Origin of the sequence: Lichenihabitans psoromatis, from assembly GCF_004323635.1 — a bacterium.
In the GTDB taxonomy this organism is placed as follows: domain Bacteria; phylum Pseudomonadota; class Alphaproteobacteria; order Rhizobiales; family Beijerinckiaceae; genus Lichenihabitans; species Lichenihabitans psoromatis.
This window is the reverse complement of the sequence record NZ_CP036515.1, coordinates 211,449-236,535: the sequence shown is the minus strand read 5'-3', so window position 1 is coordinate 236,535 and position 25,087 is coordinate 211,449. Positions and strand designations below refer to the sequence as shown.

The following is a 25,087-nucleotide window of genomic DNA, read 5'->3' as shown; positions in this document are numbered from 1 at the left end:
GTCAGAACTCGATGCCGGCCTGAGCCTTCACGCCGGCCGCGAAGTGATGCTTGACGATCGTCATCTCGGTCACGAGATCGGCCGCTTCGATCAGGGCTGGCTTGGCGTTTCGGCCTGTCACGACGATATGCAGGTCTGGCCGCCGAGACTTTAGCGCCGCCACGACGGTCTCGAGCGACAGGTAATCGTAGCGCAGCGCGATATTGAGTTCGTCCAGCACGATCAGCCGGATCGTGGGGTCGGCCATCAGGTCCACGGTCTTGGCCCAAGCGGCCTCGGCGGCAGCGACATCACGCGCGCGGTCCTGCGTTTCCCAGGTGAAGCCCTCGCCCATCGTATGCCATCGGACCTCGGGAAACCGCTCCAAGATCATGCGGCGCTCGCCGGTGTCCCACGCGCCCTTGATGAATTGCACGACGCCGACCGGCCAGCCGTAGCCGAGCGCGCGGAGCAGCAACCCGAAGGCGGCCGTCGATTTGCCCTTGCCGGGGCCAGTATGGACGATCAGCAGACCCTTCTCGGTGATGGTCTTGGACGCGACCTCGGCATCCTGCACCGCTTTGCGATTGGCCATTTTGGCCTTGTGGCGGGCGTCCGGATCGGGGCTGGACAAGGCGGAATCGGGGTCGGTGGTCATGACGCTTTGATTAACAGAGCCGGCGTGTCCGGTCACGCGCTGCGCTGGTCGCTGCGCTGGACCGCCGGTCGAAACGATCGGCTTGCCTTACTCCGCCGCCAACGATGTTCCGCTCGCGGTCAGCGCATCGCAGATGTCGTCGACGACGCTCTCGACCAGATCCTTGTTGTCGCCTTCGCCCATCACGCGGATTACCGGCTCGGTGCCGGAGGGGCGGATGAGCAAGCGACCGGAGGCCGCAAGCCGCGTGCGCTGCTTCTCGATCATCTCGGCAATGCCTGGCTGCGACAAGACGGTGCCGCTGACGCGCACGTTCTTGAGAATCTGCGGCAGCGGCTCGAAGCGATGGCACACCTCGCTGACCGGTTTGTCGGAGCGCTTGACCACGGCCATGACCTGCAGGGCCGCGACGAGCCCGTCGCCGGTCGTCGAATAATCCGACAGGATGATGTGGCCCGATTGCTCGCCGCCGACGTTGTAGCCATTTTGACGCATGTGTTCGAGCACATACCGATCGCCGACCGCGGTGCGGACCATGCCGAGCCCGACCCCTTGCAGGTAGCGCTCCAACCCGAGGTTGGACATCACGGTGGTGACGAGGCCGGGCTTGCTGAGGCGGCCGTCCTCCATCCAGCTTTGCGCGATCACGGCCATGATCTGGTCGCCGTCGATCACATTGCCCTTTTCGTCGACCATGAGGAGCCGGTCGGCGTCGCCATCGAGCGCGATGCCGACATCAGCCCGCATTTCGCGGACCTTGCGGACCAGGGCGTCAGGCGCGGTCGAGCCGACATTGTGGTTGATGTTGAAGCCATCCGGCTCGATGCCGATCGAGAACACCTCAGCGCCGAGTTCCCACAACGCTTCGGGCGCGACCTTGTAGGCGGCCCCATTGGCGCAATCGAGCACGATGCGGAGGCCGTCAAGCGACAGGTTGCGGGGCAGGGTGCGCTTGGCGAATTCGATGTAGCGGGCGTGCACGCTCTCGATGCGTTTGGCACGGCCGAGATGTTTCGATTTCGACAGCCGCGATCCAAGATTGCAGTCGAGTAGGCGCTCGATCTCGGCTTCGACCTCATCCGACAGCTTGAACCCGTCTGGCCCGAACAGCTTGATGCCGTTGTCTTCGTAGGGGTTATGCGAGGCCGAGATCATCACGCCGACATCGGCCCGCATCGAACGCGTCAGCATGGCGACGGCCGGCGTCGGGACCGGGCCGAGCAGCATCACGTCCATGCCGACCGAGGTGAAGCCGCCCACCATCGCATATTCGATCATATAGCCGGAGAGGCGCGTGTCCTTGCCGATAACGACGCGGTGGCGATGATCGCCGCGCTGGAACAGCAGCCCGGTCGCCTGACCGACCCTCATGGCGAGATCGGGGGTGATCAGGCCATTGGCGCGTCCGCGAATGCCGTCCGTCCCGAAATATTTCCGCCCCATGCGTTCTAGCCTCCGCGACCCGATCTCGACGATGTCAAACGATGCGGCACGATAGCCGAAAATTAAGCCGCATAGGTTCACATTTTGTAAATCCCTTTAACATCGACGGCCGCTCAGCTTGTCTACGGCCATCGTAGCCGACACATGAGGGCGAGGGAGATCGACCATGCAGAATGATTCGGTGAGAGAGGTCGAGTTCGGACACGATCGGCGGCCCCCTTCGTTGGCCCACCGCTTCTTCGGCGGCCCGCCGGTGACGGTGCTGATCCGGTTGATCTTCATCTGCCTCGTCGTCGGGGCTTTGCTGATGTGGCTTAATGTCGAGCCGATGGAGGTCGTTCGCGGCGCTCTGCGCGCGGGCGAACGCCTCTGGGCCATGGGGTTTGACGCGTTCGGGCAGGCGGGTCGCTACGTGCTGGCCGGAGCCGTTATCGTCGTGCCGATCTGGTTCGTGATGCGGCTGCTCACGATGCGCGGCGCGCGCTGAGCTCTGCGCCCATCGCCTCCGGTCGGGAGTTCGCCGCCGCTGTGCCGACGCGTTCGGCCAGCACGGCGGCGATGAGGCCCATCAGCGCCGCGCAGGAAAGCCAGACGCCCGGCATGGCTTTATTGTCGGTCACGTGGATCAGCCAGGTGCAGATCGCCGGTGTAAAGCCGCCAAAGATCGCGGTCGCCAGACTATAGGCCAGTGAAAAGCCGGCGCTGCGGACATCCGCGGGCATCAGTTCGGTCAGATAGACCACCATGGCGCCATTGTAGCTGCCGTAGATGAACGACAGCCAGAGTTCGACCGCCAGCAGCCGCTCGAACGAGGGTGCGGCCGTCAGCCACAACATCACCGGATAGGCCGTCACGAGGGCCAGCAGCGTGAAGCCGATCAGCAGAGGTCGACGGCCGATCCGGTCCGACAATGCGCCCATGACCGGCAGCCAGAACAGGTTCGAGACCCCGACCAGCAGCGTCACGATCAGGGCCGCCATGGCGTCGAGCTTGAGCGTTTCCTTGCCGAAGGTCGGCGTGTAGGCCGTGATGAGGTAAAAAGATACCGTCGTCATCGTGACCAGCATGGCGCCGACCAGCACGATCGGCCAATTGGCCGCGACCGACCGCCACACATCCGACAGCGATGCGGTGCGTTTTTTCCGGGTCGCGAATTCGGCGGTTTCCTGCAGACCCGACCGGAGCAGGAACAGAATCGGGATAATGAGACAGCCGAGCAAGAGCGGCAGTCGCCAGCCCCAGTCGTCCATCTGGGCCGGCGTCAATTCCTGCTGGAGCGCGACCCCGAGCAGCGCCGCCACGATGACGGCGACCTGCTGGCTGGCCGATTGCCAACTGACGTAAAACCCTTTGTGGCCGGGCGTGGCGATCTCGGCGAGGTAGACCGACACGCCACCCAGCTCCGCCCCGGCCGAGAAGCCTTGCATCAACCGGCCGGCAAGCACGATCAGGGGCGCCGCGATGCCGAGCGTCGCATAGCCCGGCGTCACCGCCACCGACACGGTGCCGACCGCCATGAGTCCCAATGTGAGCAGCAGGCCCGCGCGGCGGCCATGATGGTCGATATAGGCGCCGAGCACGAGCGCGCCGAGCGGCCGCATCAAAAACCCGACCCCGAAGGTCGCCAGCGACAACATCAGCGAGGCGAAGGCGTCATGGCTGGGAAAGAAGGCTCGACCGATCGCCGCCGCGTAATAGGCGAAGACGAAAAAGTCGTACATTTCGAGGAAATTGCCACTCGCGACCTGGATCACGGGCTTGAACTGATGCCAGCGCGTCGCGCCCGCGTCTGCGGTCATGGTGTCGTCTCCTCCCCGTGTCCTGGTGGTCATCTTAGAGCGAGACGCCTTGGAAGGGAATCCGCTTGGGGCGCGCACCATCGCGCCCGTCAAGCTGCCTTGTGCCGCCAGCGCGCGCTCGAAACCGAAGACGCGCCGATGCGTGTCGAGGGCGGCTGAGGCCAGGCGGCCTGCGACCGATTAGCTCCCGCTTGGCGACGTCACATCCGTGTTAGCAAGTCAGGTGATGCTCTACCCACTCGGTCTAACCGTCGCAGCTTCTGGTGACGACGGGCGCGAGTTGGGGGACGCTCATGACTGACGCGACCGTAAGCCAAACGCCATCCGCCAAAACCGTCCAGGGCTGGATCGACGAGCGTCCGATCTGGCCGGACGGCACGAGCCTCCCGTCCGTCCCCATGACATCGATGCAATGGTTGATTTGGGGGCTGGCCGCAGCGGGCAAGTTCTTCGAAGGCTTCGTTGTCTTTATGACCGGTGTCGCGTTGCCGCTGCTCTCGGCCGAGTTCCACATCGGCGCCGCCGAGCATGGGATCATCAGCGCCGCGAGCTTGTTCGGCATCTTGATCGGCGCTGTCGCGCTCGGGGGCTTGTCGGACCGGTTCGGCCGCAAGCCGATGTTCATCATCGAGATGGTGATCTTCGTTGGTTTTCTCGCGGCGCTCTGTGTCGCGCCGAATTATTACCTCCTTGTGATCTTCCTGTTCGGCCTCGGCCTGTCGCTCGGCTGCGACTATCCGACGGCCCATATGATCATTTCCGAGAGCATCCCGAGCCTGATGCGCGGCAAGCTGGTGCTCGGTGCCTTTGCGTTCCAGGCCGTGGGTGCGCTGGCCGGAACGGCGGTCGGCTATGGGGTCCTGGCGACCTTGCCCGAACTCTCAGCGTGGCGCTGGATGTATGCCTCCGCGCTCATCCCGGCCATCCTGGTGCTGATCGGCCGCTTCTACATCGTCGAGAGCGCCATTGGCTGTTCGCGCGCGGTGAGGCCCAGCGCGCCGAGGCCGCCGTCAAGCGCCTGCTCGTCCGCACGCCCCAATATCCGACCGATATCAAGCTGATCACACGCGATGGTGCTTCCGTCTCCGGACACGGGGGAGGCACGTCCTACGCGGCGTTGTTCAACAAGACCAACCTGCGGGCCACCATCCTGGCATCCGTACCCTGGTTCCTCCAGGATCTCGGCACCTACGGCATCGGTATTTTCACGCCGACCATTCTGGCCGCCGCCGTCGGGGCCAATGCCGACCATGCCCGGAGCGTCGCCGACATTATCGCGAACGACATCACGGCCGCCAAAGGCGCGGCCCTGATCACCACGCTGCTGATCGTCGGCATTATCTTTGCGGTTCTGCTTGCCGACGTGGTCGGCCGCATCCGGCTGCAGGTGCTGGGATTCATCGGTTGTGCCGCGGGTCTGCTGCTCGCCTCGTTCTCGTCGATGGTGTCCGGAGGGGCCAGCACGCTGCTGATCTTTGCGGGTTTCATGCTGTTCAATTTCATGACCAATCTCGGCCCGAACGCGCAGACCTACCTGCTCGCCGGCGAGGTGTTCCCAACCGCTATCCGTGGCAAGGGCGCGGGCTTCGCGGCCGCCTTCGCCAAAGTCGGCGCGGTGTTGACCGCCTTCCTGTTCCCGATCCTGCTGACCAGTATCGGAACGACTGCGCTCCTCTATGGGCTGATCGTGACATCGATCCTCGGAGCGATCGTGACATGGCTGTTCAAGATCGAGACCACGGGCATCAACCTCGACGAGTTGGAACAGCAATGAATGGGTCTCACGGGAACCGCGACATGGTTCTGAACCATACGACTGCCACGCTCGCCGCGACGATGTTGGTCGCATCGGCTCTCATGGCTTGCGCCCCGGCTCAGGCCGAGACCGCTCTGACCGAGACCGGGTCGACGCTGATCCTGCCGCTGTTCAAGACATGGGCGGCCGATTACGCCGCATCGCATCCAGGCGTGACAATTGCGACCGCCGGGACGGGGTCGGCCAAGGGGATCGCGGAAGCCGTCTCGGGGACGGTGAATATCGGCACATCCGACGCCTACATGTCGGATGACGATGCGCTCGCGCATCCCGAGATCGTCGACGTGCCGATGGCGATCTCGGCCCTGACCATCAACTACAACCTTCCCGACGTGACGGGCTCGCTGAAACTCGATGGGCCGACGCTGGCTGCGATCTACGCCGGCGTGGTCCGTTTTTGGGACGATAAGGCGATCGCGTCACTGAACCCTGGGGTCAGCCTCCCCCATCATGAGATTGTGCCGGTCCACCGGGCCGAAGGATCGGGGGACACGTTCGTGTTCACGCAATATCTCTCCTTTACGACCGCCGGGCGTGACGAGGATACCTCGACGGTCATTCGACTGCCGGGCGCCGCTTGGGGCGACCAAACCGGCTTCGGCACCTCAGTGGCATGGCCGAAGGTGCCGGGCGACCGCGATGCAACCGGAAACGACGGGATGGTCGCAACCATCGCGGCGAGCCCCTATTCGATTGGTTACGTTGGCGTCAGCTTCGAAAAGCAGATCGAGGCGGCCAAGCTCGGGACGGCCTCGGTCAAGAGCTTCGCCGGACAGTTTCTCCTGCCGACCCCCGAGACGATCGAGGCGGCTGCCGATGCGCTGACGCCGCGCACCCCCGATGATGAGCGTCTCACCCTCGTTAATGCGCCGGGCCAGAACTGCTACCCGCTGATCAATTACGAATATGCGATCGTCTCGACAAAGCAGAAGGACAAGGCGACGGCAGCCGCCATCCGCAATTTCCTTCTCTGGGCCATCGCGCCCGACGAGGCCAACAAGAAGACGCTCGACGACCAGCATTTCGTCGAACTCCCGGCTCATGTCTGGGTGAAAAGCCACGATCAGATCGCGGCGATCGAGTAGCCGGTGGCGTCCTGCAGAATCGCGTGATCAGCGGCCGTGCGGTGGGCCAAGGCCAGTGGGTGCAGCGTCGTGATTGGGCTGCTCGCGGGGCTGGCCTTCGTCTCAGTCTGCTCGGCCCAACAGCCGCGACTGCCACCGCTACGGGTCGCCGTTTATGATGTGCCGCCCTACGGATATGTAGAGCCGGATGGGTCGATCGCGGGCGTCAGCGTCGACCTCTGGCGCCGAGTCGCGGAGCGTCTCGAGAGAACCTTCGAACTGACGCCCGTTTCGGACATGGACGCCGTTCTTGGCGGACTGGAACAGAATCGCTTCGATGTCGCGATCGGCGCGATCACGATTACGCCGGAACGCGATGCACGCGTCGATTTCTCCTATCCGGCGCACCGGTCCGGGGTCGCCGTCGCGGTTCGCAAGGCCACCGGCCCCCTGTCGGCCGTCATGGCCTATGGGGCCGCAGTCTCAGACCTCGGCATCATGTTCGTCGGCATTTTGCTTCTGCTGATCTCGGCAGGGTTCGGCATGTGGCTCGTCGAGCGCTCGAGTCGATCCGCCGACCATGGAGAATCGGCCATCACGACCTTGCGCGATGGCCTGTATTGGGCAGTCGTGACCATGACGACGGTGGGCTATGGCGATAAGACGCCGAAGACGAACTCCGGTCGGATCATGGCGACGCTCTGGATGTTCGGCAGCCTGATCCTCGTCTCGCTGCTGTCGACGAGCCTCGTTTCTCGCCTGACGGCCGAGCGGGTGGAGGGGAACACGGCGGGTTCGACGATCGATCTCGAGGGGCGACACCTCGCGGCCGTCGGTCAGTCCTCGGGCGCCGAATATCTCGACGGCCTCCGCCTGCCCTACACGCGTTACAAGAACCTGCCGGAGGCGCTGGACGCCGTCGCCGACAATCGCGCCGATGCCGTCGTCAACAGCGTCGGCGCCCTCACTTATGGCGTGGCCAAACGATATTCAGGGCGGCTCGAGATGCCGCGCGGCTTGTTGGCCCCCGCCTATATGGCGTTCGCGCTGCCGCGGGGGAGCGCGCTCAAGGGGTCGATCGATCAGGCTCTGATCAGAATCACGAGCGGCCCCGAATGGATCGCGATCGAGCAGAGCTTCTTCGGTCGCTAAGGCAACGGCCCGACTCGTGCTCCGCTCTCTCGCAAGCCGTCGGCGTCTCAGGCCACGCGGCTAAGCGTCGCCCGATCGCCGTTGAGCGAGCGGTCCATTGCATTGGTGTACCACTCGACGAATTGTGCCACTCCGCCTTCGTCCGGCTCGAGGTAGGGGCCGGGCTCGTAGGCGGGCGAGTTGATGCCGAACTGGTTGTCTTCGACGACGCGGCGATCCTGATCGTTGGTGGCGTTCCACACCGCCGTCAATTCGTCGAGATGGTAGTCGACCCCTTCCTGGGCATCCTTGTGGACCAGCCATTTGGTCGTCACGGCCGTGTGGGTGGCGTCGATCGGCAGCACCCGGAACGAAATGGCATGGTCGCCCAGCACGTGGTTCCAGCTGGTGGGATAGTGGAACATCAGCATTGTGCCGATCTGCGGGGTCGTGACGTCGTCGCAGAGCGGCCGAGCGACGGCCGTCTTGCCCGACATGGTATAGCTCTCGACGCCCTCGATCAGCGGCGCGCGGGTGTGGCGAAACTGGCCGGTCGGGTTGATCACGAAGGTCGAGGGAAGGCCGGCCGCCTCGCACTTGTCCCAATGCGCCTTGATGATCGGATCATCCATCGCGCCCGTCACGCCCGTAACGGTCGGGGCCTCGGGGAAGGTGCGGCATAATTCCGGATGGTTTGCGGCGCAGTGATAGCATTCGCGGTTATTCTCCCACACGAGCTTCCAATTGCCGTTCTCGACGATGGTGTTCTGGGTCGCGATCTTAACATCGCCGCCGAGCTTGTGCGGAGCGAGATAGGGGAGCGCCTGGGCGCGGAACGGAGCAAAATCCGGCGCGTTCTGGGCGACGCAGACGAAGATATATCCGCCGACCGTTTCGCAATGGGCCTGCTTCAAGCCATAGCCGGATTTGTCGAAATCCGCTGCGGCGTGGCGGGCGCGGAGCAGCGATCCGTCGGTGTCGTAGGACCACTGGTGATACGGGCAGACGAGCCGCTTCGATGAGCCATGCTCGGTCTTGCAGATGATCGACCCGCGATGGCGGCAGGAATTGTGGAGGGCACGGATTTCGCCGTCCCGGCCACGGATGATGATCAGCGGATAAGCGCCGACCTGCATCGTGAACCACTGCCCTGGCTCGTTGATTTCGATATCGTGACCGGCGAACAGCCAATCTTTGTACCAGATGTTCTCCATGTCGAGCTTGAAGAATTCCGGGTCATTGTAGAACGGCTGCGGCAGCGAGAAGCCGACTTTCCGGTTCTTCAGAAGCGAAATCATGTCTTGGCGTGCGGTCATGGCTGGCCCGGCGGGTTGGTGCGTTCCCATCGAGGGAAACACGAACGTTGGAACATGTCCAAAGCGTAAAGGTCATGGACCCATGCCGCCGTCGCAAGGGCGTCGCGTGGTTGTGCGAAGGCGACCTCGTCGTCGGCCGTTGCGGAAGCGCTATGCCGCTCGTCGGAGCATCCCTATGATGATCGGAACGCGCTTTCATCATCGAACGGATGAGCTCCCTCCCGTGACCAAGACCATTTCCGAGCCTGCGCGCGAGATCGATGTCATCCACAACACCGACGTGTTGGTCGTCGGCTCCGGCCCTGGCGGTTTGGCGGCGGCGCTGGCGGCGGCCCGTACCGGTGTCGAGGTCGCGCTGGTGGAACGCTTCGGATGTTTCGGCGGCAACATCACGGCGGTCGGGGTCGAGGGCTTCGCCTGGTATCGGCACGAGGCGACGATCGAGGCCGGTGGCATCGGGCGGGAGTTCGAGGACCGCGCCAAGGCGATGGGGGCGGCCGTACCGGAAAGCCAGTCGCTGAGTTTCGAGCTCGATTCCGAAGGCTTCAAGCTCGTCGCCGACCGGCTTGTCGGCGAAGCTGGCGTGCGGCCGATGCTGCATCGGCAATTCGTCGCGCCGATCATGGAGGGCAACACGATCGTCGGCATCATCACGGAGTCGAAGGCGGGTCGCGAAGCGATCCTGGCCAAGCGGGTCATCGATGCGACCGGCGACGCGGACGTGGCCCACCGGGCAGGCGCACCGACCCATAAGACGCCGAAGGAACAGATGCAGGCCGCCTCGGTCATGTTCCACCTCGCCGGCGTCGACAAACGCGCCTTCATGGACGGCGTGAGGGCTGATCCGCAGACGTATCGCGACTGGTCGACCGGCGAATGGCAGGTCGAGACCGACGGCAAGGAGGATGCCATGTTCTCCCCCTTTCTGGGCAAGCCCTTCGCCCAGGCGATCCGCGACGGCGTTTTACCGGCCCATCTCAACACGATCTCGAGCACCTGGGGCGCGGCGCACGATAGCGGCGAACTCACCTATATGAACCTCGTGCACCTCGCGGAATGCGACGGGACCGATCCGGACGACCTCACCGCCTTCGAAATGGAGGGGCGCAGCCAGGCCATGGCGGCCATCGAGGTCTTGCGCCGCTACACGCCCGGTTGCGAAAGCGCGCGCCTTCGTAATTTCGGCATGACGATCGGGATCCGCGACACGCGCAAGATCGACGCGGTCTATAATTTGACCGAGCGGGATGTGAGGCACGAGGGCCGTTTCGAGGATTCGATCGGCATCTATCCCGAATTCATCGATGGCTACGGCATTCTCATTCTGCCGACGACCGGGCGCTACATGCACGTGCCGTATCGGGCCATGCTCCCCAAGGGCGTGCAGGCTCTGCTGGTCGCCGGCCGCGCGATCGGTGGCAGTCGGGTCGCTCACGCGGCGACGCGGAATATGGCCTGTTGCGCGGTGGCCGGGCAGGGGGCAGGCGTCGCGGCCGCGATCTCGGTTCGCAGCGGGCGGGCGCTCGATGCCGTCAATCTCGCGGATGTGCAGGCGGAGCTCATCCGCCAGGGCGTGCGCCTGCACTGAGGCGATCACGCCAGGGATTTGTAGAAGATGGTGGTCGGGGCCAGTCGTCCGTTCGGTTTGAACGCATGGCCCGGAACCACGCCGATCTCGCTCCAGCCGCACCGTCTGTAAAGAAGGTCGCCGGCACTGCCGGTTTCGGTGTCGAGCATCAGAAGCGTGCGACCGGCTTCTGCTGCGGCGGTCTCGGCCACCTCGAGCAGCCTGCTGCCGAGCCCCTGCCGCCGCGCCGACGAGGCCACCAGCATCTTGCCGATATCGGCCCGATGCCGCGCGTTCGGCTGTTGCGCGAACATCAGCAGCACGGTGCCGACCAGCCGCGTCCCGTCATCCGCGACGAACAGGCGTTTGTGATCGGCCTTGAGGCCATCGATTTGATCGCGCCAGAAGCGTCGGGCCTCGTCAAACGAGACATTCGCCATGAAATGGACCGAGGCACCGCCCTCGACGGCGTCGACCAGGATGTCGGCCAGCTCGTCGATCCGGGCCTCCGCTTCAACCGGATCGAGCCTGCGGATCGCGATCGGCGATGCCCCGGAGGCTGGATAGTTCATGATCGTGGCGCTCCCTGCGCGATGATGACGGCGTAGCGGATCGGGCGCTCCGTCGGGTTGTGGAATTGGATCGGTCGATCGAAGCGCATCCACAGGCAGTCGCCGGGATCGAGCCGAAAGACCTCGTCGCCGAGCGACATCTCCAGCGTGCCCTCAAGCACCCAGACCTGCTGATCCGTGCCGGCAAGCCGCTGGGCATCGAAGGCCACGCGGCCGCCGGGCGGGAACTCGACCTCGACGATATCGACCGTCGACCCGGTACCGAGCGGCGAAACGCTGCGGCGAAGGTAATGGGTCGCCGGATCGCGCCATGTCGGTTGGTCGTCACGACGCGACAAGGGGCGCGCCGGGGTCGCGGCTTCGGCGAAAAGGGCCGAAAGCGTCACGTCGAGCCCGACGCAGATCTTCCCGAGAAGCTGCGCGGTGGGGCTCGATTCTCCGCGTTCGATGCGCGACAGCATCGCACGGCTGACCTTGGCCGATTGGGCCAGATCCTCGAGTGTGAGATTGCGCGACACGCGCAACTGCCGGACGCGTTGTCCGATCTGGATGTCGATCGATGAATCAGTGATACTCATATAGTAGATAATATATCCACTATGATGGAACGCAAGGGTTAATCCCGCCGTCGTTTGCGCGAAGACGCCTGCGGGCGCCGTCGACATGTTGCGCCCGGTCGCCCCAGCGGCTACTCCCCCGCAGACGTTCACCGGACACCGACACATCATGACCGACATGCCGCCCGATCGCCTCTCGATCAACCCGAACAGCCCGCACTATGACGACGCGATCCTCGAACGGGGCGTAGGCATCAAGTTCGATGGCAACGAAAAGACCAATGTGGACGAATATTGCGTCTCGGAAGGTTGGGTGAAACTGACGGCCGGCAAGGCCAAGGACCGGTTCGGCAATCCCATGACCATCAAGCTGAAGGGCGTCGTCGAGCCCTATTTCCGCACCCCGGAACAGCAGGCCGCCGCCGAAGCCGAGTAAGGCATCACGCCTCGGCTCAAGTCGGTGCATGACGTTACGTCCCGCCTCGGTTAAGTTGCTGCGCCGCGCGTCTGCGGATGAAGCGAGGCTCCATGGTTGTGCGGGTCGCCACGGTGGCGTTCGAAGGCATCGAGGCGCGTCCCGTCGACGTGCAGGTGCAGATCGCCAACGGCTCCGTGGTCTTCATGATCGTGGGCCTGCCCGACAAGGCGGTCGGAGAATCGCGTGAGCGGGTCCGCTCCGCGCTGACCGCGTCCGGCTTGGCGCTGCCGGCCAAACGCATCACCGTCAATCTCGCGCCCGCGGATGTCCCCAAGGAGGGCAGCCACTACGATCTCCCGATCGCGCTCGGCATCATGGCGGCGATCGGGGCCATCCCGGCCGATGCGATCGCCGGTTACACGGTAATCGGCGAACTCGCGCTCGATGGCACCATCACGGCTGTCGCAGGTGTGCTGCCGGCCGCTGTCGCGGCCAATGGCCGGGGCCATGGGCTGATCTGCCCGCGCGCCTCCGGGCCTGAAGCCGCCTGGGCCAGCCGCGATCTCGATATTCTCGCGCCCGCCTCTCTCATTGCGCTCGCCAATCATTTCAAGGGCACGCAGGTCTTGAGCCGGCCCGAACCGGCGATGCGGCAGAAGGGGATCGGCGGGGCCGACCTTCGAGACGTCAAAGGACAGGAAAGCGCCAAGCGGGCACTCGAGATCGCGGCGGCCGGGGGCCACAATCTGTTGATGAACGGGCCGCCCGGCGCTGGAAAATCCATGCTGGCGGCGCGGCTGCCCTCGATCCTGCCGCCGCTGACCCCGCGCGAGTTGCTCGAAGTCTCGATGATCCACTCGGTCGCCGGCCATCTCAGCGGCGGCGAACTCACCGAGCGTCGGCCGTTTCGCGCGCCGCATCATTCGGCCTCGATGCCCGCGCTTGTCGGCGGCGGGGCGGGCGCCCGGCCCGGCGAGGTATCGCTCGCCCATCACGGGGTGCTGTTCCTCGACGAATTTCCCGAATTTGCGACGACGGTGCTCGATAGCCTCCGCCAGCCGATCGAAACCGGCGAAGTGTCGATCGCGCGAGCCAATCACCGCGTCACCTATCCGGCGCGGTTTCAACTGGTGGCCGCCATGAATCCGTGCCGCTGCGGGCATGCGCTCGAGCCCGGTTATGCCTGCAAGCGACAGCCGAACGAGCGCTGCATGGCCCAATATGCGGCGCGACTTTCCGGGCCGCTGCTCGACCGCATCGATCTTCACATCGAGGTTCAGGCCGTGACGGCGGCCGATTTGATGCTACCGCCGCCGGCCGAAGGGTCGGCCGAGGTTGCGGCTCGCGTCGCCGCTGCTCGCGCCATGCAGACCGCGCGCTACGAGGCGTTGGGAATGCCGGAGGTGTCGACCAATGCGGCTGCGCCGGCTTCGGTGGTCGAACGTGTCGCCAAGCTCGATGCAAAAGGCCTCGATCTGCTCCGGCAGGCCAGTGAAAAGCTGCGGCTGACAGCACGCGGCTTTCACCGTGTGCTGAAGCTCTCCCGAACCCTCGCGGATCTCGACGGCTCGGGCGAGGTCAACCGGGCGCACCTGGCCGAAGCGCTCTCGTACCGCGCCAACGCCGATCGGCGGTGATGGCGTGACGCGGATGTCGTGTGACGCTTAGCGGACACCGCCCGAGACGACGAGCGTCTCGCCCGTGATCCAGGCCGAGTCGGACGAGGCGAGGAAGACCGCGACCGGCGCGATATCACCCGGCTGTCCAGATCGGCCGAGCGGGGTCTGCGACACCGCCTGCTTTTCGAACTCGCTCCCGATGAAGCCGGCCGTATGCGTGCCTTCGGTTTCAACGATGCCGGGGTTGATCGAATTGACCCGGATGTTCTTCGGTCCGAGCTCCTTGGCCAGCACATGCGTGATCGCATCGACCGACGCCTTGGTAGCCGTATAGATCGCCGACATGGGCGGCGTGATCCGGCTCACGACCGAGCCGACATTGATAACGCTGCCGCCACCCGCGCTGAAATGCTTGACGGCTTCTTGCGTCGAAAGCAGCAGGCCGAGCACGTTGATGTCGAATTCGCGGTGGAATTCTTCAGCCGTGATCGCCTCGAGCGGGCTGAACGCGTAGACGCCCGCGTTATTGACCAGAATATCGAGCGATCCGAAAGCCGTCTTGGCCTCGGCGAAGAAGCGTTTCACGTCGTCCAGCTTGGAGACGTTGCCCTGCACCGCAACGGCTTTGCCGCCCTTGGCGACGATATCGGCCACGACCTTCTCGGCTCCGGCGCGATCCGACGCGTAATTCACCGCGACCGAAGCACCTTCCGCCGCAAGAGCCTTGGCGATGCCGGCTCCAATCCCCTTCGACGCACCGGTCACGACCGCGACCTTACCCGTAAGCTTGCTCATTTTCCGTCTCCTGACATGGGTTGATGGTAAGACAGTTAGATAAGCATCGAAGCGTTACAAGTCCGCGCTCCGCGTTTTATCGCGTCCGGCGGAAACGATCGTCACAGCAGCGAGAGTTGGCGACGATAGGCATCGAGCATGTCGCGCTGCAGGATCATCTTCATGAACTTGCCTTCGCGCACGACCCGGATCAGACCGGCGGTTTCGAGTTCCTTGAGATGATGAGACATGGTCGCGGGGCTGACCTGATGCGACCCGATGAGACATGTACAGGCCGTCGGCTCGTCGGATCCGGCGATCTGCTTCAGGATCTCGTACCGCCGTGGCTCCGCCAACGCGCGCGAGATCACACCGAATTGCCGATCCGTCAGGCCATTCTCCATCGACATCGCTTGGTTCAAAGCTTTCTCCTGCGGGGCATACCCCTGTGTCTCGGCTCTAGTTAGCGTCGGGAACCACTTTCACCAAGATGCCGGAACACGGCGGGCGCAGCCAAGGCCGTCAAACCCGCTCGACCATCGAGCAGCCACGATAGGATGACCGCAAGTGAGATCATGTGAGGCGATCAGACCGTGGGAGAGCGTCGTCTCAACGTAATCGCAAGCTTTAGGACGCAACCTATCGGTTGCGGCGCGCCAAGCCGTTTGGATCTGTCTCATGCTCAAAATCGCAGCGGCGTTCTTCGGTAGCCTCACCTTGGCGTGGATTATCGGTGTCATCGGAACGGTGCTGTTCCTGCATTCGTTGCTCGACCGGGCACGTCTGCGACGGGACCGCCGCCAAATCGATGCCGCCCAGGACAAGTTGACCGACGATATGTTGGAAATCCGCTCGGCCGGCGAGGCTCGCTCGCGGGCCGAAGCGTCGACGCAGGCGAAATCCCGTTTCTTGGCAACCGTCAGTCACGAAGTCAGGACGCCGTTGAACGGCATTCTCGGCATGGCCGAATTGCTTGGCGCAACGCCGCTCGACCCCGAACAGCAGGCCTATGTCGACGCGATTCATTCCTCCGGCCGCGCGCTAACGTCTCTGATCGACGAGGTGCTGGATCTGTCGAGGATCGAGGCCGGCAAATTCGAACTCACGCTCGCGCCGTTCGAGGTGCAGGCCTTGGTCGATGACGTGGTCGAGTTGCTCGGTCCACGTGCTCAAGAACGAGGCCTCGAGATCGCGGCTCACGTCGAGCCCGGCGTGCCGTCCATGCTGGTCGGCGATGCCCCACGGTTGCGGCAGGTGCTCATCAACCTCGCCGGCAATGCGGTTAAATTCACGGAAAAAGGCGGGGTCGGGGTGCGGGTCGCCGCTGCGGCGGATGGCGCGTTTACCTTCACGGTGGCCGATACCGGCCCCGGTGTGCCGGCTGACCGGCGTTCCGCCATCTTTGAGGAATTCGAGCAGGGTCCGGCCTCCCGCGCGGGCCGCAGCGGTGGCACGGGCCTCGGGCTGTCGATCGCCCGCCGGTTCGTCGGGTTGATGGACGGCGGCTTGACGCTGTCGGATCGTCCGGGCGGCGGAACCGTATTCGGCTTCACGATCAAGCTCCCGATCGCCGATGTGACGATCGAGAACCGAACGATCGTCTGGCCCGATCTTAAGGGAACGACGGCGCTGATCGTCGCCGATTCGCCGTTTCAGGCGCCGTTCCTGGCGCAAAATCTCGGGGCGGCTGGCGCCAGGGTGACGATCGTGTCCTCTGTGGCCCAGGCGCTGCCCCTGATCCGGGCCGATGCGCCGCTCGATCTTCTGCTCGTCGATTGCGGTTTGGGGCAGGAGGCGACCCATCGCTTGGCCGATGCGTCCGTGGCGGCTCATGTGGCGCGGGGATTCCTGCTGTTCTCCCCCTTCGAGCGGCGAGCCTTCGGTCAAAAACTCACGGCCATTTTCGACGGTTGGCTGGTGAAGCCGGTGCGGGCACGCTCGCTTGCCACACGATTGGCCGCGACCGGCGATGCCGCGCCGGTGACCGAGCCCGCCAGTTCTCCGCTCGCTTCAACGCCCCCAGCTTCCGTCGAGGACCTGCGAATCCTGCTGGCCGAGGACAACGAACTCAACACGCTCGTGATGTTGAAGATGCTGGATCGCATCGGCGCGGAGGTCACCCATGTGGCAGATGGCGCGGTGGCGCTGAACGCCGCGCTGGCGGCCATGCGGGGTGAGACCAAGCCGTTCGACACGATCCTGCTCGATATCTCCATGCCGGGTCTCGATGGGCAGGAGGCGGCTCGTCTGCTGCGCCGGGCCGAACAAGGCGCAGGCGCCTCGCCGACCCGCATCGTGGCGCTGACCGCCTATGCGTTCGAGGATGATCGCCAAGCTTGTTTCGATGCCGGGATCGATGAGTTCCTGACCAAACCGATCGACCTCGCCCGCCTGCGCGCCGCGTTGCGCCCGGCCGAGCAGAAGCCCGTCGGGGACCCCGAGCCAAGCCAAGCCGCGATCTGACGGCCGTAGCCGCCATTTCAACGGGTGGATGGATGCAGGTTGGTGACGCGGCGCTCGCCTCCATCAGGCGCAATTGACCCTCTGCGACAGCACTCTCGGCGGCCTCGTCATAAAAGCTTGGCGGAATCGTGATGTCTCAGATGAGCTTTGGCTTGGCTTTTCACGCCCCCAGGATTTAACGCGATGTTCCATCCGCATGGTGTGACCTCCCCGTCGGCACCGATCGCATGGGCAGGAAGCCGTTTCCGCGCGTGGAACGGGTTGCGTCGATGGCCCGACCTGCAAGGTTCGCTCGGTCGCATCGGGTCGCTCGAAGTTCGGCTCGCGGCCAGCAAGAAGGACGTCCGTCGCGCCCAGCGTGTCCGCTATCGCTCCTTCTACGAGGAAGGCGGCGCCATTCCGGACCGGACGACGGCACTCACGCGGCGCGACCGCTGCGCCTTCGATCGAATCGCCGATCATCTCCTCGTTGTCGATCACGCGGCCCTCAACAAGTTCGGTGTCGCGCGGCCGAAGGTGGTCGGCACGTATCGGCTGTTGCGGCAGGATGTGGCGCAGCGCCACGGCGGATTCTATTCCTCACGGGAGTTCGACATCGGCCCCTTGCTGGCCCGCCATCCAGGCAGCCAGTTTCTGGAATTGGGCCGGTCCTGCGTCCTCCCGGTCTATCGCACGAAGCGAACGATCGAGCTCCTCTGGCGCGGCATCTGGGCTTACGTACAGCATTATCACGTCGATGCCCTGATTGGCTGCGCCAGTCTCGAGGGCACCGATGTGAAGGCTCTGGCGACGCAGTTGAGCTTCCTGCATCATCACGCGTCGGCGCCGCCCGAATGGCACGCCCGCGCCCTTCCGTCGCGCTATGTCGCCATGGGGATGCAGGCCAAGGAGAGCGTCGATCCACGTCGGGCGCTCGCGTCGCTCCCGCCCCTGGTCAAAGGTTATCTTCGCTGCGGCGCGACCTTCGGGGAGGGGGCCGTCGTCGATCATCAATTCGGGACGACGGATGTCTTCGTGGTCATGCCGATCGCGCAGATCGCCAGCCGTTATTCCTCCTTCTTCGGAGGAGAAACCGACGCGCCGGCGCAGCAACGCGACGCGGCCTAAATCAAACCTTGCCGGCTATCGAGATCGCGCCGTCAGAGTCTGACAATCAGGCGAGCCAGCCCATGGCCGAGCCGGCGAGCAGCACGATGCCGATGAAGATGCGGTAGACCACGAAGGGCCATGTCGAAAACCTCTCTAGAATTCGCATCAGCAGGAAGATGGCCAGAAAGGCCGAGATCGAGCCGACCACGAGCCCGACAGCGAGAATCGACCAGCCATGCGCGTCGAGATGCGCCTTATGCAACTCGTAGAGTTCTTTGAGCCCCGCGAGCGCGATCGCCGGCAGGCCCAGCAGAAACGAAAAACGCGCGGCCTCTTCCCGTTTTAGATCGAGGAAGAGAGCCGCGGTCAGGGTCGAGCCCGAGCGCGAAACGCCGGGAATCAACGCACCGATCTGCGCGATCCCCACCACCATAGCGTCGAGAAGTGTGATGTTGGCCAGAACGCGCCTGTGCCGGCAGTAGAGTTCGGCAACCGCCAATAGAATGCCCATGACGATGCAGGACAAGCCGATGACCTGCAGACTGCGCAAGGACGATCCGCAGGCGTTTAGACGAGACGAGAGCGCCAAGCCCGCCAGCACGATCGGGATCGTGGCGAGCACAATCCACATCGCGAAGCGGAAATCCCAGGCTTGAAAGTCGCCGCGCACCGCCGCCGAAATGGATCCGCCGACGAGCCCGCGCACGTCCTTCCAAAAATAGCAGACCACGGCCGCGAGGGCGGCCAGTTGCATGGCGGCCGAGAAGGCTGACCCCGGATCCTGCCAACCAAGGAGGGAGGGGACGATCCGCATATGCGCCGTCGACGAAATGGGCATCAGTTCCGTCAGGCCCTGGACAACGCCCAGGAATGCGACGCGGGCATAACCGAGACTGACGAACCCCGTATCGAGGCCCGCGGTGCATGCGTCCGCCATGGAAGATCCTTCTGATCGGCCGACTTGGTTGAGATCAATCCCGCGACGACGCGTCGTCGGCGAATCGAAACGCAATCTGTTTGCCGCAAAAGGGTTCAGGACGCATTAAACAAGTTGCCGGTCGTCAGGGATCCAGAGGGACGCCGGCGAGGTTCCGGCCATCGTGACCCGTGATCAGCACCGGCACGAAGCTCCCGGCCCTTGGGACAACGGCTGCCGTATCGGTCGGGGCGCCGACGCGCACGCCGGTAAAATCGGCCTCGCGGCCTTTGCCACCGCGTTCCATGAGCACCACGGTCGTTCGGCCGATTTTAGCCGCCAGATGACGATGGAGCGCTGCATCACCGACCGCGCGTAGGGCCGCGGCCCGTTCCCTCGCGGTGTCGCGCGGGACCTGTGGCATGCGGGTCGCCGGTGTGCCGGGCCGTGGCGAATAGGGAAAGACGTGAAGATGCGTCAGCCCGCAATCCTCGATCAAGGCCACGCTGTCGGCGAAGTGGGCCTCGGTTTCGGTCGGAAATCCGGTGATGATATCGGCGCCGAACACCATGTCGGGCCGCAGCGCTTTGAGCTTTTGGCAGAACGCGACCGCGTCGCCGCGCCCGTGCCGCCGCTTCATGCGCTTGAGGATCAGGTCAGAGCCCGATTGCAGCGATAGGTGAAGATGCGGCATGAACCGATCCTCGTCGGCGATGACGGTGATGAGGTCGGAATCCGCCTCAATGCAATCGATCGAGGATAGCCGCAGGCGCGGCAGGTCTGGCAGGGCGGCGAGCAGCGTCCGCACGAGTGTTCCGAGCTTCGGTTCGTCTGGAAGATCGCTGCCGTAAGATGTGATGTCGACGCCGGTCAAGACGATCTCGCGGATGCCGTTTTCCAGCATGGTTCGGGCGCGCTCGAGGATCGTGGCGGGTGCGATGGAGCGCGACGCTCCACGGCCGAATGGAATGACGCAGAACGTACAGCGATGATCGCAGCCGTTCTGAATTTCGAGAAATCCTCGCGTGTGGATCGTCTCGATCGGCGCCGCCAAACCCCTGACGTTCGATGCGGTTGCCTGCGTTCGCGGAAGGCCCGACCACGTGGCGAGAGCGGTTTTGGTGCTGTTGGCCACGACATGGCTGACCTCCGGCATCGCCGAAAATCCATCCGGATCGATCGCTGACGCACATCCGGTCACGACGATTGGACGCTCGGGATTGTCGCGAGCCAGCCGCCGAATGGATTGCCGCGCCTGTCGCACGGCCTCTGCCGTCACGGCGCAGGTGTTCACGATCGCGAGATTGGCGTGACCGGCTCGCGACGCGCTCGACCGCATGGCATCGGATTCGACGATGTTGAGGCGGCAACCGAACGTCACCACCTCGACAGAGGCGCGAGAGCGCGCGTCGCCATCGATCGCCGTCAAGCCGTCGCATTCCGGTCGACCAGACCCCGATGTTCGAGCTCGACCGCCCCTGTCATCAAGACGTGCTGGTCGGTGTCACGCCACTCGATCGTCAGTGTTCCGCCCGGCAGCACCACATCGGCGCGCCGCAAGACACGATGGTTACGCACCGCCGCAACCAGTGTCGCACAAGCCGCCGAGCCGCATGCCTTGGTCAAGCCGGCACCGCGTTCCCACACATCGAGGTGGATCAAGGTGGGTGACATCACACGGGCGAAGGAGATATTGGCCCGGTCCGGAAACATGGGATGATGTTCGAGGGCAGGGCCGAGCGTCGCGAGCGGAGGCTGCGGAGCATCGGGGGCGATCCAGAACACTGCATGGGGGTTGCCCATGCTTACAGCCGACACCGGTCCGAGCGCCTCGATCCAGGCCGAGGTCGGCTCCAGGGCGAAGGATGTCGTGTCCTCAATCGCGTCACGCAGCGGAATGTCATGCCATCCGACATGCGGGACCCCCATGTCGACCGTGAAAAGGCCGTCCGGCTGGCGCCTGCAGACCAACTCGCCCGCAACCGTTTCAACCGTCACTGACTGGTCGGCGCTCCCCTCGAGCAGGAACCATGCGACGCAACGCGTGCCATTGCCGCAAGCGCCCGCCTTTGACCCATCTTGGTTGAAGATATCGACGAAGGGCGGGCGGCCCGCGCCGCGCCCATCCCCGATCGCCATCAATTGGTCGAAACCGAGCCCCGGTCGAGCGCCGAGGAATCGCGCCGTCGCCTCGTCGAGCGCTGCATGGCCGCGTGTGTCGACGACCAGGATCGAGTTGCCGATTCCGTTCATCTTCGCGAAGCGCAAAGGCGCGTCGATCGCTGCAGCGGCTGATGTCATGATCGGGCCATATAGGCGATTTGCCTGTCGCTCGCCAGGGCCAAGAATCAACCAAGCGCGACGGCCTCGTCTGGTGACGCGGCGCAAAGCTGGTATAAGGGCCTGATGCGAGGCGTAAGCTGAGCCTTTGGCGGCGGGCTGATTTCTGATTGGCCGGACCCCCAAGGATGTCGGAATCGGGAGCGTAGGATGACGGTTAGTGGTGCTGCCGGGCGGATTGCCAGGATCGGTTTTTGCACGATCATCCCGATCGTTCTGAGCGGGTGCGGCGGGACGAGCGGCTTCGAGCCGAAGACCTCCGATAACGGCACGATGCTGGGCAACCTGATTGCGTTCAATAACTTGAACGTGGGACCGGCGAAGCCGGCCGCAATCGAGGAAAAGCTCGAATGTCCGAACGTCGAGGTACTGGACGGCACGGCATCGCTCCGAACCTATGCGGGCGCTGACCAATCCAATGCGTCGGTCAAATATCAATATTCGCTTGGCGACGTCGTTCGCGAATGCTCCCACGTCGGCAGCAATCTCGTGCTGAAAGTCGGGCTCGAGGGGCGTGTGTTGATCGGCCCGGCCGGAACGGCTGGTTCGTTCACGGCGCCGATCCGCATCGCGATCCGTAACGAAAAGACCCAACAGGTCATTCTTTCGAAGTTCTATCGCATTCCGGTGACGGTACCGGGCGGCCAGAGTCAGGGAGACTTTTCTCTTGTGTCGGACCCGATCGCGGTTCAGTTCGTCTCGGCGCAAGCACAGGAAGACTACACGGTCGTGGTCGGCTTCGACGAAAAAGGCGCTGGCGCCGCACCGATCGCCAAGAAAAGTCGGCGGCACATGCGGTGACGCGCTCGCGTCAACCCGCCGGAACAGGACCCCGTTAACGGCGTTGACCGCATCCGCTTCAAGGCGTCAGAATGTCACTTCTGTTCGCTTGCGCCGGAACCATATCAAGGTCTACGCTTTGACATCGCGATTGTGCGCTTCGAGAGGGTAGACGAATGGACCACACCAATCACCGCCGTCCCGCTCGCGCGATCGCGATTGCGGCATCCCAGAATGCGACCGATCGCGTCGCAAACGCCGGACGCGCTCTTCTGGCTCTCCTTGGCTCGGTCATTCTGCTTCAGGCGGCGGTGACGGCCTATCACGCAGCGCCGCTTTTGCAGCCGTAACGGTTTTGCCTTCTGAGATGCAAAAGCCGGCCAATTGGCCGGCTTTTTTTATGCGGTATGAGGCCCCAGGCCCAGCGTCAGATCCCGCTGGCTCGTCGATCAGTTGAGCTTGGCGCGCAGCCGGCCGATTTCAGCATCGACCAAATGAGCTGCCCCGGTTCCTTGAGGATCGGCCTTAAAAACCCGCCCCGCGATCGCAACCGCAGCTTCAGCCGCTGCCGCGCGAACGTCGGCCGCGGCTTGACTTTCCGCCATGGCGATCTTGGCCTCGGCCTGTTTCGTGCGTCGTGCCACGAAGTCGACAAGACGCGCTTCGGTTTCGGTCGCCAACATGGCCGCTTCGTCACGCGCCTGGGCAACGATCGCGGCCGCTTCGACCCCGGCCTGTTCGGCCTTCCGCTTAAAGCTTTGCAACACCGCATCGGCCTCGTCGCGGAGACGTTTGGCTTCAGCTAGTTCAGCCCGGATCTTATCGGCACGTCCGTCCAGAGCGGCGCTGAGCTGTTTATGCACGCCGAGATAACCCAGGCCGAGCACGAAAACGATAAAGCCGATGGCGACGTAAAATTCAGCGTCGAAATGCATGGTGATCCTGCCTCAGTTCGGCTTGGCGGCGGCAGCAGCCACGGCCTCGGCGCTCGGAGCCGTCCCGGTCAGATGCTGGACGATGGCGGATGCCGTGTCCCGCGCGATCGTTTCGACATTGCTCATCGCGCGCGTCTTGGTCTCGTTGATCTGAGCGTCGGCCGTCGCGAGCTTTGCATTCAGAGCCGTCTCCAGCGCATGACGCTTTGCCTCGGATTCGGCATGGAGCGCGTCATGGGTTTGCTGAGCCATCGCCTGCGCGCGGCCTTTGGCATCCGCAAGGGTCTTGTCGTAGGAGACGCCGGCTGCGTGAGCCTGATCCTGCATGGATCGCGCGTCGGAGAGGTCGCCCTCGATCCGGCCCCGGCGGGCTTCCAAAATATTCTCGACGCGCGGCAGAGCGATGCGGGACATCAACCAGTAGAGGGCGCCGAAGATGATCACGAGCCAGATGATCTGCGGGACGAAATTATGTGCATCGAATGGCGGAAAAACCCCGACCTGATGCCCTGCGTCGGGATTGTTCACGATGCCGGCGGGCAGAGACTCTGAGGAGACGGGGGCGGCCATGGAGGTCCTTCGATGATCCGGTGGTCGGAGGAGTGCGACATCGCGTGCTTGGCAACAGGGTGCCACGACGCACGATCCGATAACGCGAAAGGGGCCGACACCCCATAAGGAGCGTCGGCCCGAAGCGTCGGTGTTACTTCACGAACAGCAGCAGGATCGCCACCAAGAACGCGAAGATGCCGAGACCTTCGGCCAGCGCTGCGCCGATGAAGGCCCGACCGAACTGAGCGTCGGCGGCCGAGGGGTTACGCAGCGCGCCTGTCAGGAAGCTGCCGAAAATCGTACCGACGCCGATAGCAGCGGCGCCCATGCCGATCGCTGCAAGACCTGCGCCGATGAATTTGGCGGCGTCCATGTAGCTGGCAGCAAGTTCTCTGGCGGTTGTGGGATCCATTTGAAACTCCGTTCGGATGGTAGATCGGGCAACGTTTGTTGTTAGGATCTTTATCAGTGGCCCGGATGGATTGCGTCGTTCAGGTAGACGCAAGTGAGGATGGCGAAAACGTAGGCCTGCAATACCGCGACCAGAAGTTCAAACGCCGTAAGCACGATGATGGCGAGCATGGGCAAAGGCGCGATCAGCGCCGCTGCGCCGCCGGCACCCAGCAGCAGGACCACGAAGCCACCGAAGACCTTTAGGGTGATGTGACCCGCCAGCATGTTGGCGAAGAGACGAACCGACAGCGAGATTGGCCGCGCCACGAAGGAGATCACCTCGATCAGGATGATGAACGGAAGAATGAAGATCGAGACGCCCGAAGGGGCGAAGAGATTCAGAAAATGCGTGCCGTGTTTGAAGATGCCGTAGGCGATCACGACCGTCATGACGAGCGCGGCGAGCGCGAAGGTCACGACGATTTGGCTCGTCACCGTATAGCTGAACGGCAGCAGACCGAGGATGTTGGCGAACAGCACGAACATGAACAGGCTGAACACGAAGGGGAAGAACCGCATGCCCTCTTCGCCTGCCGTGCCACGCACCGTGTCGGCCACGAATTCATAGGACATCTCGGCTGCGGCCTGGAGCCGGCCCGGCACCATCGACCGACGCGACGTTCCGACGATCATCAGAATGGTGACGAGGCCGAGGATGATCACCATCAAGAGCGACGCATTCGTGAAGGACGCATCGATGCCGAACGGATGCAGCGTGAACAGCCGCTCGATATTGAACTGATGGATCGGATCGATCGCATTTTCCGGCACGCCGAAACTCCCAAACGTCGATGCATCGTTACCGTTGCCCGACCTGCAAAAAGTCCGTGGGCTCGCGCCCACTCA

The 25,087-nt window shown here is 63.9% G+C and carries 27 protein-coding genes; 12 read left to right on the top strand and 15 right to left on the bottom strand.

Annotated elements, in window-relative coordinates; all coding sequences use genetic code 11:
- Window position 1 precedes the first annotated feature (1 nt).
- Both cobO and glmM read right to left on the bottom strand, forming a co-directional pair.
- Entirely contained in the window at window positions 2-637 is a 636-nt protein-coding gene (gene cobO, locus EY713_RS01170; protein ID WP_131113183.1) for a cob(I)yrinic acid a,c-diamide adenosyltransferase, read from the bottom strand.
- An 87-nt stretch (window positions 638-724) separates the two neighbouring features.
- Window positions 725-2,080: a phosphoglucosamine mutase gene (gene glmM / locus EY713_RS01165; protein ID WP_131113182.1), complete on the bottom strand. Its 1,356-nt coding sequence runs from the start codon at window positions 2,078-2,080 to the stop codon at window positions 725-727.
- A 166-nt stretch (window positions 2,081-2,246) separates the two neighbouring features.
- Between glmM and EY713_RS01160 the strand changes: the two genes are divergently transcribed.
- On the top strand, window positions 2,247-2,567 hold the full coding sequence (locus tag EY713_RS01160; protein WP_245504378.1) for a DUF6460 domain-containing protein: 321 nt from the start codon (window positions 2,247-2,249) through the stop codon (window positions 2,565-2,567).
- Here EY713_RS01160 and tcuC read toward each other — a convergent pair.
- Window positions 2,545-3,879, bottom strand: a complete 1,335-nt coding sequence (gene tcuC, locus EY713_RS01155; protein ID WP_131113181.1) for an MFS transporter — start codon at window positions 3,877-3,879, stop codon at window positions 2,545-2,547. The genes EY713_RS01160 and tcuC overlap by 23 nt on opposite strands.
- A gap of 293 nt (window positions 3,880-4,172) precedes the next feature.
- Here tcuC and EY713_RS23035 point away from each other — a divergent pair, with 293 nt between their 5' ends.
- The 4 genes from EY713_RS23035 to EY713_RS01140 are packed head-to-tail and all read left to right on the top strand — an operon-like array spanning window position 4,173 to window position 7,911.
- Window positions 4,173-4,940 (top strand): MFS transporter, encoded by a 768-nt coding sequence (locus tag EY713_RS23035; protein WP_245572845.1) that lies wholly within the window; start codon window positions 4,173-4,175, stop codon window positions 4,938-4,940.
- Complete coding sequence (locus EY713_RS23030; RefSeq protein WP_245572970.1) at window positions 4,850-5,653, top strand: MFS transporter; 804 nt, start codon at window positions 4,850-4,852, stop codon at window positions 5,651-5,653. Before EY713_RS23035 ends, EY713_RS23030 begins: the two co-directional genes overlap by 91 nt.
- A 23-nt stretch (window positions 5,654-5,676) precedes the next feature.
- Window positions 5,677-6,780, top strand: coding sequence for a phosphate ABC transporter substrate-binding protein PstS (gene pstS / locus EY713_RS01145; RefSeq protein ID WP_165490985.1), 1,104 nt, complete (start codon window positions 5,677-5,679; stop codon window positions 6,778-6,780).
- Window positions 6,781-6,816: 36 nt separating this feature from the next.
- Entirely contained in the window at window positions 6,817-7,911 is a 1,095-nt protein-coding gene (locus EY713_RS01140) for a transporter substrate-binding domain-containing protein (RefSeq protein ID WP_131113179.1), read from the top strand.
- Window positions 7,912-7,958: 47 nt separating this feature from the next.
- On the opposite strand, the gene EY713_RS01135 is transcribed toward EY713_RS01140, so the two are convergent.
- A complete protein-coding gene (locus EY713_RS01135; protein WP_131113178.1) occupies window positions 7,959-9,206 on the bottom strand; it encodes an aromatic ring-hydroxylating oxygenase subunit alpha in 1,248 nt (415 codons plus the stop codon).
- A 223-nt stretch (window positions 9,207-9,429) separates the two neighbouring features.
- Between EY713_RS01135 and EY713_RS01130 the strand changes: the two genes are divergently transcribed.
- Window positions 9,430-10,794, top strand: coding sequence for an FAD-dependent oxidoreductase (locus EY713_RS01130; protein WP_131113177.1), 1,365 nt, complete (start codon window positions 9,430-9,432; stop codon window positions 10,792-10,794).
- A 5-nt stretch (window positions 10,795-10,799) separates the two neighbouring features.
- On the opposite strand, the gene EY713_RS01125 is transcribed toward EY713_RS01130, so the two are convergent.
- Together EY713_RS01125 and EY713_RS01120 are read right to left on the bottom strand one after the other, a co-directional pair.
- On the bottom strand, window positions 10,800-11,345 hold the full coding sequence (locus EY713_RS01125) for a GNAT family N-acetyltransferase (RefSeq protein WP_131113176.1): 546 nt from the start codon (window positions 11,343-11,345) through the stop codon (window positions 10,800-10,802).
- Window positions 11,342-11,923: a helix-turn-helix domain-containing protein gene (locus tag EY713_RS01120; protein ID WP_131113175.1), complete on the bottom strand. Its 582-nt coding sequence runs from the start codon at window positions 11,921-11,923 to the stop codon at window positions 11,342-11,344. The genes EY713_RS01125 and EY713_RS01120 overlap by 4 nt, the downstream gene beginning before the upstream one ends.
- Window positions 11,924-12,071: 148 nt before the next feature.
- Here EY713_RS01120 and EY713_RS01115 point away from each other — a divergent pair, with 148 nt between their 5' ends.
- Together EY713_RS01115 and EY713_RS01110 are read left to right on the top strand one after the other, a co-directional pair.
- A complete protein-coding gene (locus tag EY713_RS01115) occupies window positions 12,072-12,338 on the top strand; it encodes a DUF3297 family protein (RefSeq protein ID WP_131113174.1) in 267 nt (88 codons plus the stop codon).
- A gap of 92 nt (window positions 12,339-12,430) precedes the next feature.
- Entirely contained in the window at window positions 12,431-13,957 is a 1,527-nt protein-coding gene (locus EY713_RS01110; protein WP_131113173.1) for a YifB family Mg chelatase-like AAA ATPase, read from the top strand.
- Between the two features lie 27 nt (window positions 13,958-13,984).
- On the opposite strand, the gene EY713_RS01105 is transcribed toward EY713_RS01110, so the two are convergent.
- Window positions 13,985-14,734, bottom strand: a complete 750-nt coding sequence (locus EY713_RS01105) for an SDR family NAD(P)-dependent oxidoreductase (protein WP_131113172.1) — start codon at window positions 14,732-14,734, stop codon at window positions 13,985-13,987.
- Window positions 14,735-14,835: 101 nt separating this feature from the next.
- On the bottom strand, window positions 14,836-15,135 hold the full coding sequence (locus EY713_RS01100; RefSeq protein WP_245504377.1) for an ArsR/SmtB family transcription factor: 300 nt from the start codon (window positions 15,133-15,135) through the stop codon (window positions 14,836-14,838).
- Between the two features lie 256 nt (window positions 15,136-15,391).
- Between EY713_RS01100 and EY713_RS01095 the strand changes: the two genes are divergently transcribed.
- Both EY713_RS01095 and olsB read left to right on the top strand, forming a co-directional pair.
- Entirely contained in the window at window positions 15,392-17,176 is a 1,785-nt protein-coding gene (locus tag EY713_RS01095; RefSeq protein WP_131113171.1) for an ATP-binding protein, read from the top strand.
- Window positions 17,177-17,359: 183 nt separating this feature from the next.
- The gene (olsB, locus tag EY713_RS01090) at window positions 17,360-18,283 is read left to right on the top strand and encodes a l-ornithine N(alpha)-acyltransferase (RefSeq protein WP_131113170.1); all 924 of its coding nucleotides are present in this window, start codon (window positions 17,360-17,362) and stop codon (window positions 18,281-18,283) included.
- A gap of 46 nt (window positions 18,284-18,329) precedes the next feature.
- Here olsB and uppP read toward each other — a convergent pair whose 3' ends face one another.
- The 3 genes from uppP to dapF all read right to left on the bottom strand — a co-directional run bounded on the left by uppP (window position 18,330) and on the right by dapF (window position 21,482).
- Complete coding sequence (uppP, locus tag EY713_RS01085) at window positions 18,330-19,202, bottom strand: undecaprenyl-diphosphatase UppP (protein WP_131113169.1); 873 nt, start codon at window positions 19,200-19,202, stop codon at window positions 18,330-18,332.
- 124 nt (window positions 19,203-19,326) lie between these two features.
- On the bottom strand, window positions 19,327-20,520 hold the full coding sequence (gene mtaB, locus EY713_RS01080) for a tRNA (N(6)-L-threonylcarbamoyladenosine(37)-C(2))-methylthiotransferase MtaB (RefSeq protein ID WP_425374358.1): 1,194 nt from the start codon (window positions 20,518-20,520) through the stop codon (window positions 19,327-19,329).
- 86 nt (window positions 20,521-20,606) lie between these two features.
- Window positions 20,607-21,482: a diaminopimelate epimerase gene (gene dapF, locus EY713_RS01075; RefSeq protein ID WP_131113168.1), complete on the bottom strand. Its 876-nt coding sequence runs from the start codon at window positions 21,480-21,482 to the stop codon at window positions 20,607-20,609.
- 189 nt (window positions 21,483-21,671) lie between these two features.
- Between dapF and EY713_RS01070 the strand changes: the two genes are divergently transcribed.
- Window positions 21,672-22,322: a hypothetical protein gene (locus tag EY713_RS01070; protein ID WP_131113167.1), complete on the top strand. Its 651-nt coding sequence runs from the start codon at window positions 21,672-21,674 to the stop codon at window positions 22,320-22,322.
- A gap of 155 nt (window positions 22,323-22,477) precedes the next feature.
- Entirely contained in the window at window positions 22,478-22,651 is a 174-nt protein-coding gene (locus EY713_RS22620) for a hypothetical protein (protein ID WP_165490984.1), read from the top strand.
- Window positions 22,652-22,750: 99 nt separating this feature from the next.
- On the opposite strand, the gene EY713_RS01065 is transcribed toward EY713_RS22620, so the two are convergent.
- From EY713_RS01065 to EY713_RS01050, 4 genes are all read right to left on the bottom strand, one after another.
- The gene (locus EY713_RS01065) at window positions 22,751-23,236 is read right to left on the bottom strand and encodes a F0F1 ATP synthase subunit B family protein (protein WP_131113166.1); all 486 of its coding nucleotides are present in this window, start codon (window positions 23,234-23,236) and stop codon (window positions 22,751-22,753) included.
- Window positions 23,237-23,248: 12 nt separating this feature from the next.
- The gene (locus EY713_RS01060; RefSeq protein WP_131113165.1) at window positions 23,249-23,806 is read right to left on the bottom strand and encodes a F0F1 ATP synthase subunit B family protein; all 558 of its coding nucleotides are present in this window, start codon (window positions 23,804-23,806) and stop codon (window positions 23,249-23,251) included.
- A 133-nt stretch (window positions 23,807-23,939) separates the two neighbouring features.
- Window positions 23,940-24,200: a F0F1 ATP synthase subunit C gene (locus EY713_RS01055; protein WP_413771128.1), complete on the bottom strand. Its 261-nt coding sequence runs from the start codon at window positions 24,198-24,200 to the stop codon at window positions 23,940-23,942.
- Window positions 24,201-24,253: 53 nt separating this feature from the next.
- Window positions 24,254-25,012, bottom strand: coding sequence for a F0F1 ATP synthase subunit A (locus tag EY713_RS01050; protein ID WP_165490983.1), 759 nt, complete (start codon window positions 25,010-25,012; stop codon window positions 24,254-24,256).
- Between the last annotated feature and the right edge of the window lie 75 nt (window positions 25,013-25,087).

Coding starts and splice junctions, on each gene's coding strand:
- cobO (WP_131113183.1), bottom strand. CDS start 637: ATGACCACCGACCCCGATTCCGCCTTGTCCAGCCCCGATCCGGACGCC.
- glmM (WP_131113182.1), bottom strand. CDS start 2,080: ATGGGGCGGAAATATTTCGGGACGGACGGCATTCGCGGACGCGCCAAT.
- EY713_RS01160 (WP_245504378.1), top strand. CDS start 2,247: ATGCAGAATGATTCGGTGAGAGAGGTCGAGTTCGGACACGATCGGCGG.
- tcuC (WP_131113181.1), bottom strand. CDS start 3,879: ATGACCGCAGACGCGGGCGCGACGCGCTGGCATCAGTTCAAGCCCGTG.
- EY713_RS23035 (WP_245572845.1), top strand. CDS start 4,173: ATGACTGACGCGACCGTAAGCCAAACGCCATCCGCCAAAACCGTCCAG.
- pstS (WP_165490985.1), top strand. CDS start 5,677: ATGGTTCTGAACCATACGACTGCCACGCTCGCCGCGACGATGTTGGTC.
- EY713_RS01135 (WP_131113178.1), bottom strand. CDS start 9,206: ATGACCGCACGCCAAGACATGATTTCGCTTCTGAAGAACCGGAAAGTC.
- EY713_RS01125 (WP_131113176.1), bottom strand. CDS start 11,345: ATGAACTATCCAGCCTCCGGGGCATCGCCGATCGCGATCCGCAGGCTC.
- EY713_RS01120 (WP_131113175.1), bottom strand. CDS start 11,923: ATGAGTATCACTGATTCATCGATCGACATCCAGATCGGACAACGCGTC.
- EY713_RS01115 (WP_131113174.1), top strand. CDS start 12,072: ATGACCGACATGCCGCCCGATCGCCTCTCGATCAACCCGAACAGCCCG.
- EY713_RS01110 (WP_131113173.1), top strand. CDS start 12,431: ATGGTTGTGCGGGTCGCCACGGTGGCGTTCGAAGGCATCGAGGCGCGT.
- EY713_RS01105 (WP_131113172.1), bottom strand. CDS start 14,734: ATGAGCAAGCTTACGGGTAAGGTCGCGGTCGTGACCGGTGCGTCGAAG.
- EY713_RS01095 (WP_131113171.1), top strand. CDS start 15,392: ATGCTCAAAATCGCAGCGGCGTTCTTCGGTAGCCTCACCTTGGCGTGG.
- olsB (WP_131113170.1), top strand. CDS start 17,360: ATGTTCCATCCGCATGGTGTGACCTCCCCGTCGGCACCGATCGCATGG.
- uppP (WP_131113169.1), bottom strand. CDS start 19,202: ATGGCGGACGCATGCACCGCGGGCCTCGATACGGGGTTCGTCAGTCTC.
- mtaB (WP_425374358.1), bottom strand. CDS start 20,520: ATGCGGTCGAGCGCGTCGCGAGCCGGTCACGCCAATCTCGCGATCGTG.
- dapF (WP_131113168.1), bottom strand. CDS start 21,482: ATGACATCAGCCGCTGCAGCGATCGACGCGCCTTTGCGCTTCGCGAAG.
- EY713_RS01070 (WP_131113167.1), top strand. CDS start 21,672: ATGACGGTTAGTGGTGCTGCCGGGCGGATTGCCAGGATCGGTTTTTGC.
- EY713_RS22620 (WP_165490984.1), top strand. CDS start 22,478: ATGGACCACACCAATCACCGCCGTCCCGCTCGCGCGATCGCGATTGCG.
- EY713_RS01065 (WP_131113166.1), bottom strand. CDS start 23,236: ATGCATTTCGACGCTGAATTTTACGTCGCCATCGGCTTTATCGTTTTC.
- EY713_RS01060 (WP_131113165.1), bottom strand. CDS start 23,806: ATGGCCGCCCCCGTCTCCTCAGAGTCTCTGCCCGCCGGCATCGTGAAC.
- EY713_RS01055 (WP_413771128.1), bottom strand. CDS start 24,200: ATGGATCCCACAACCGCCAGAGAACTTGCTGCCAGCTACATGGACGCC.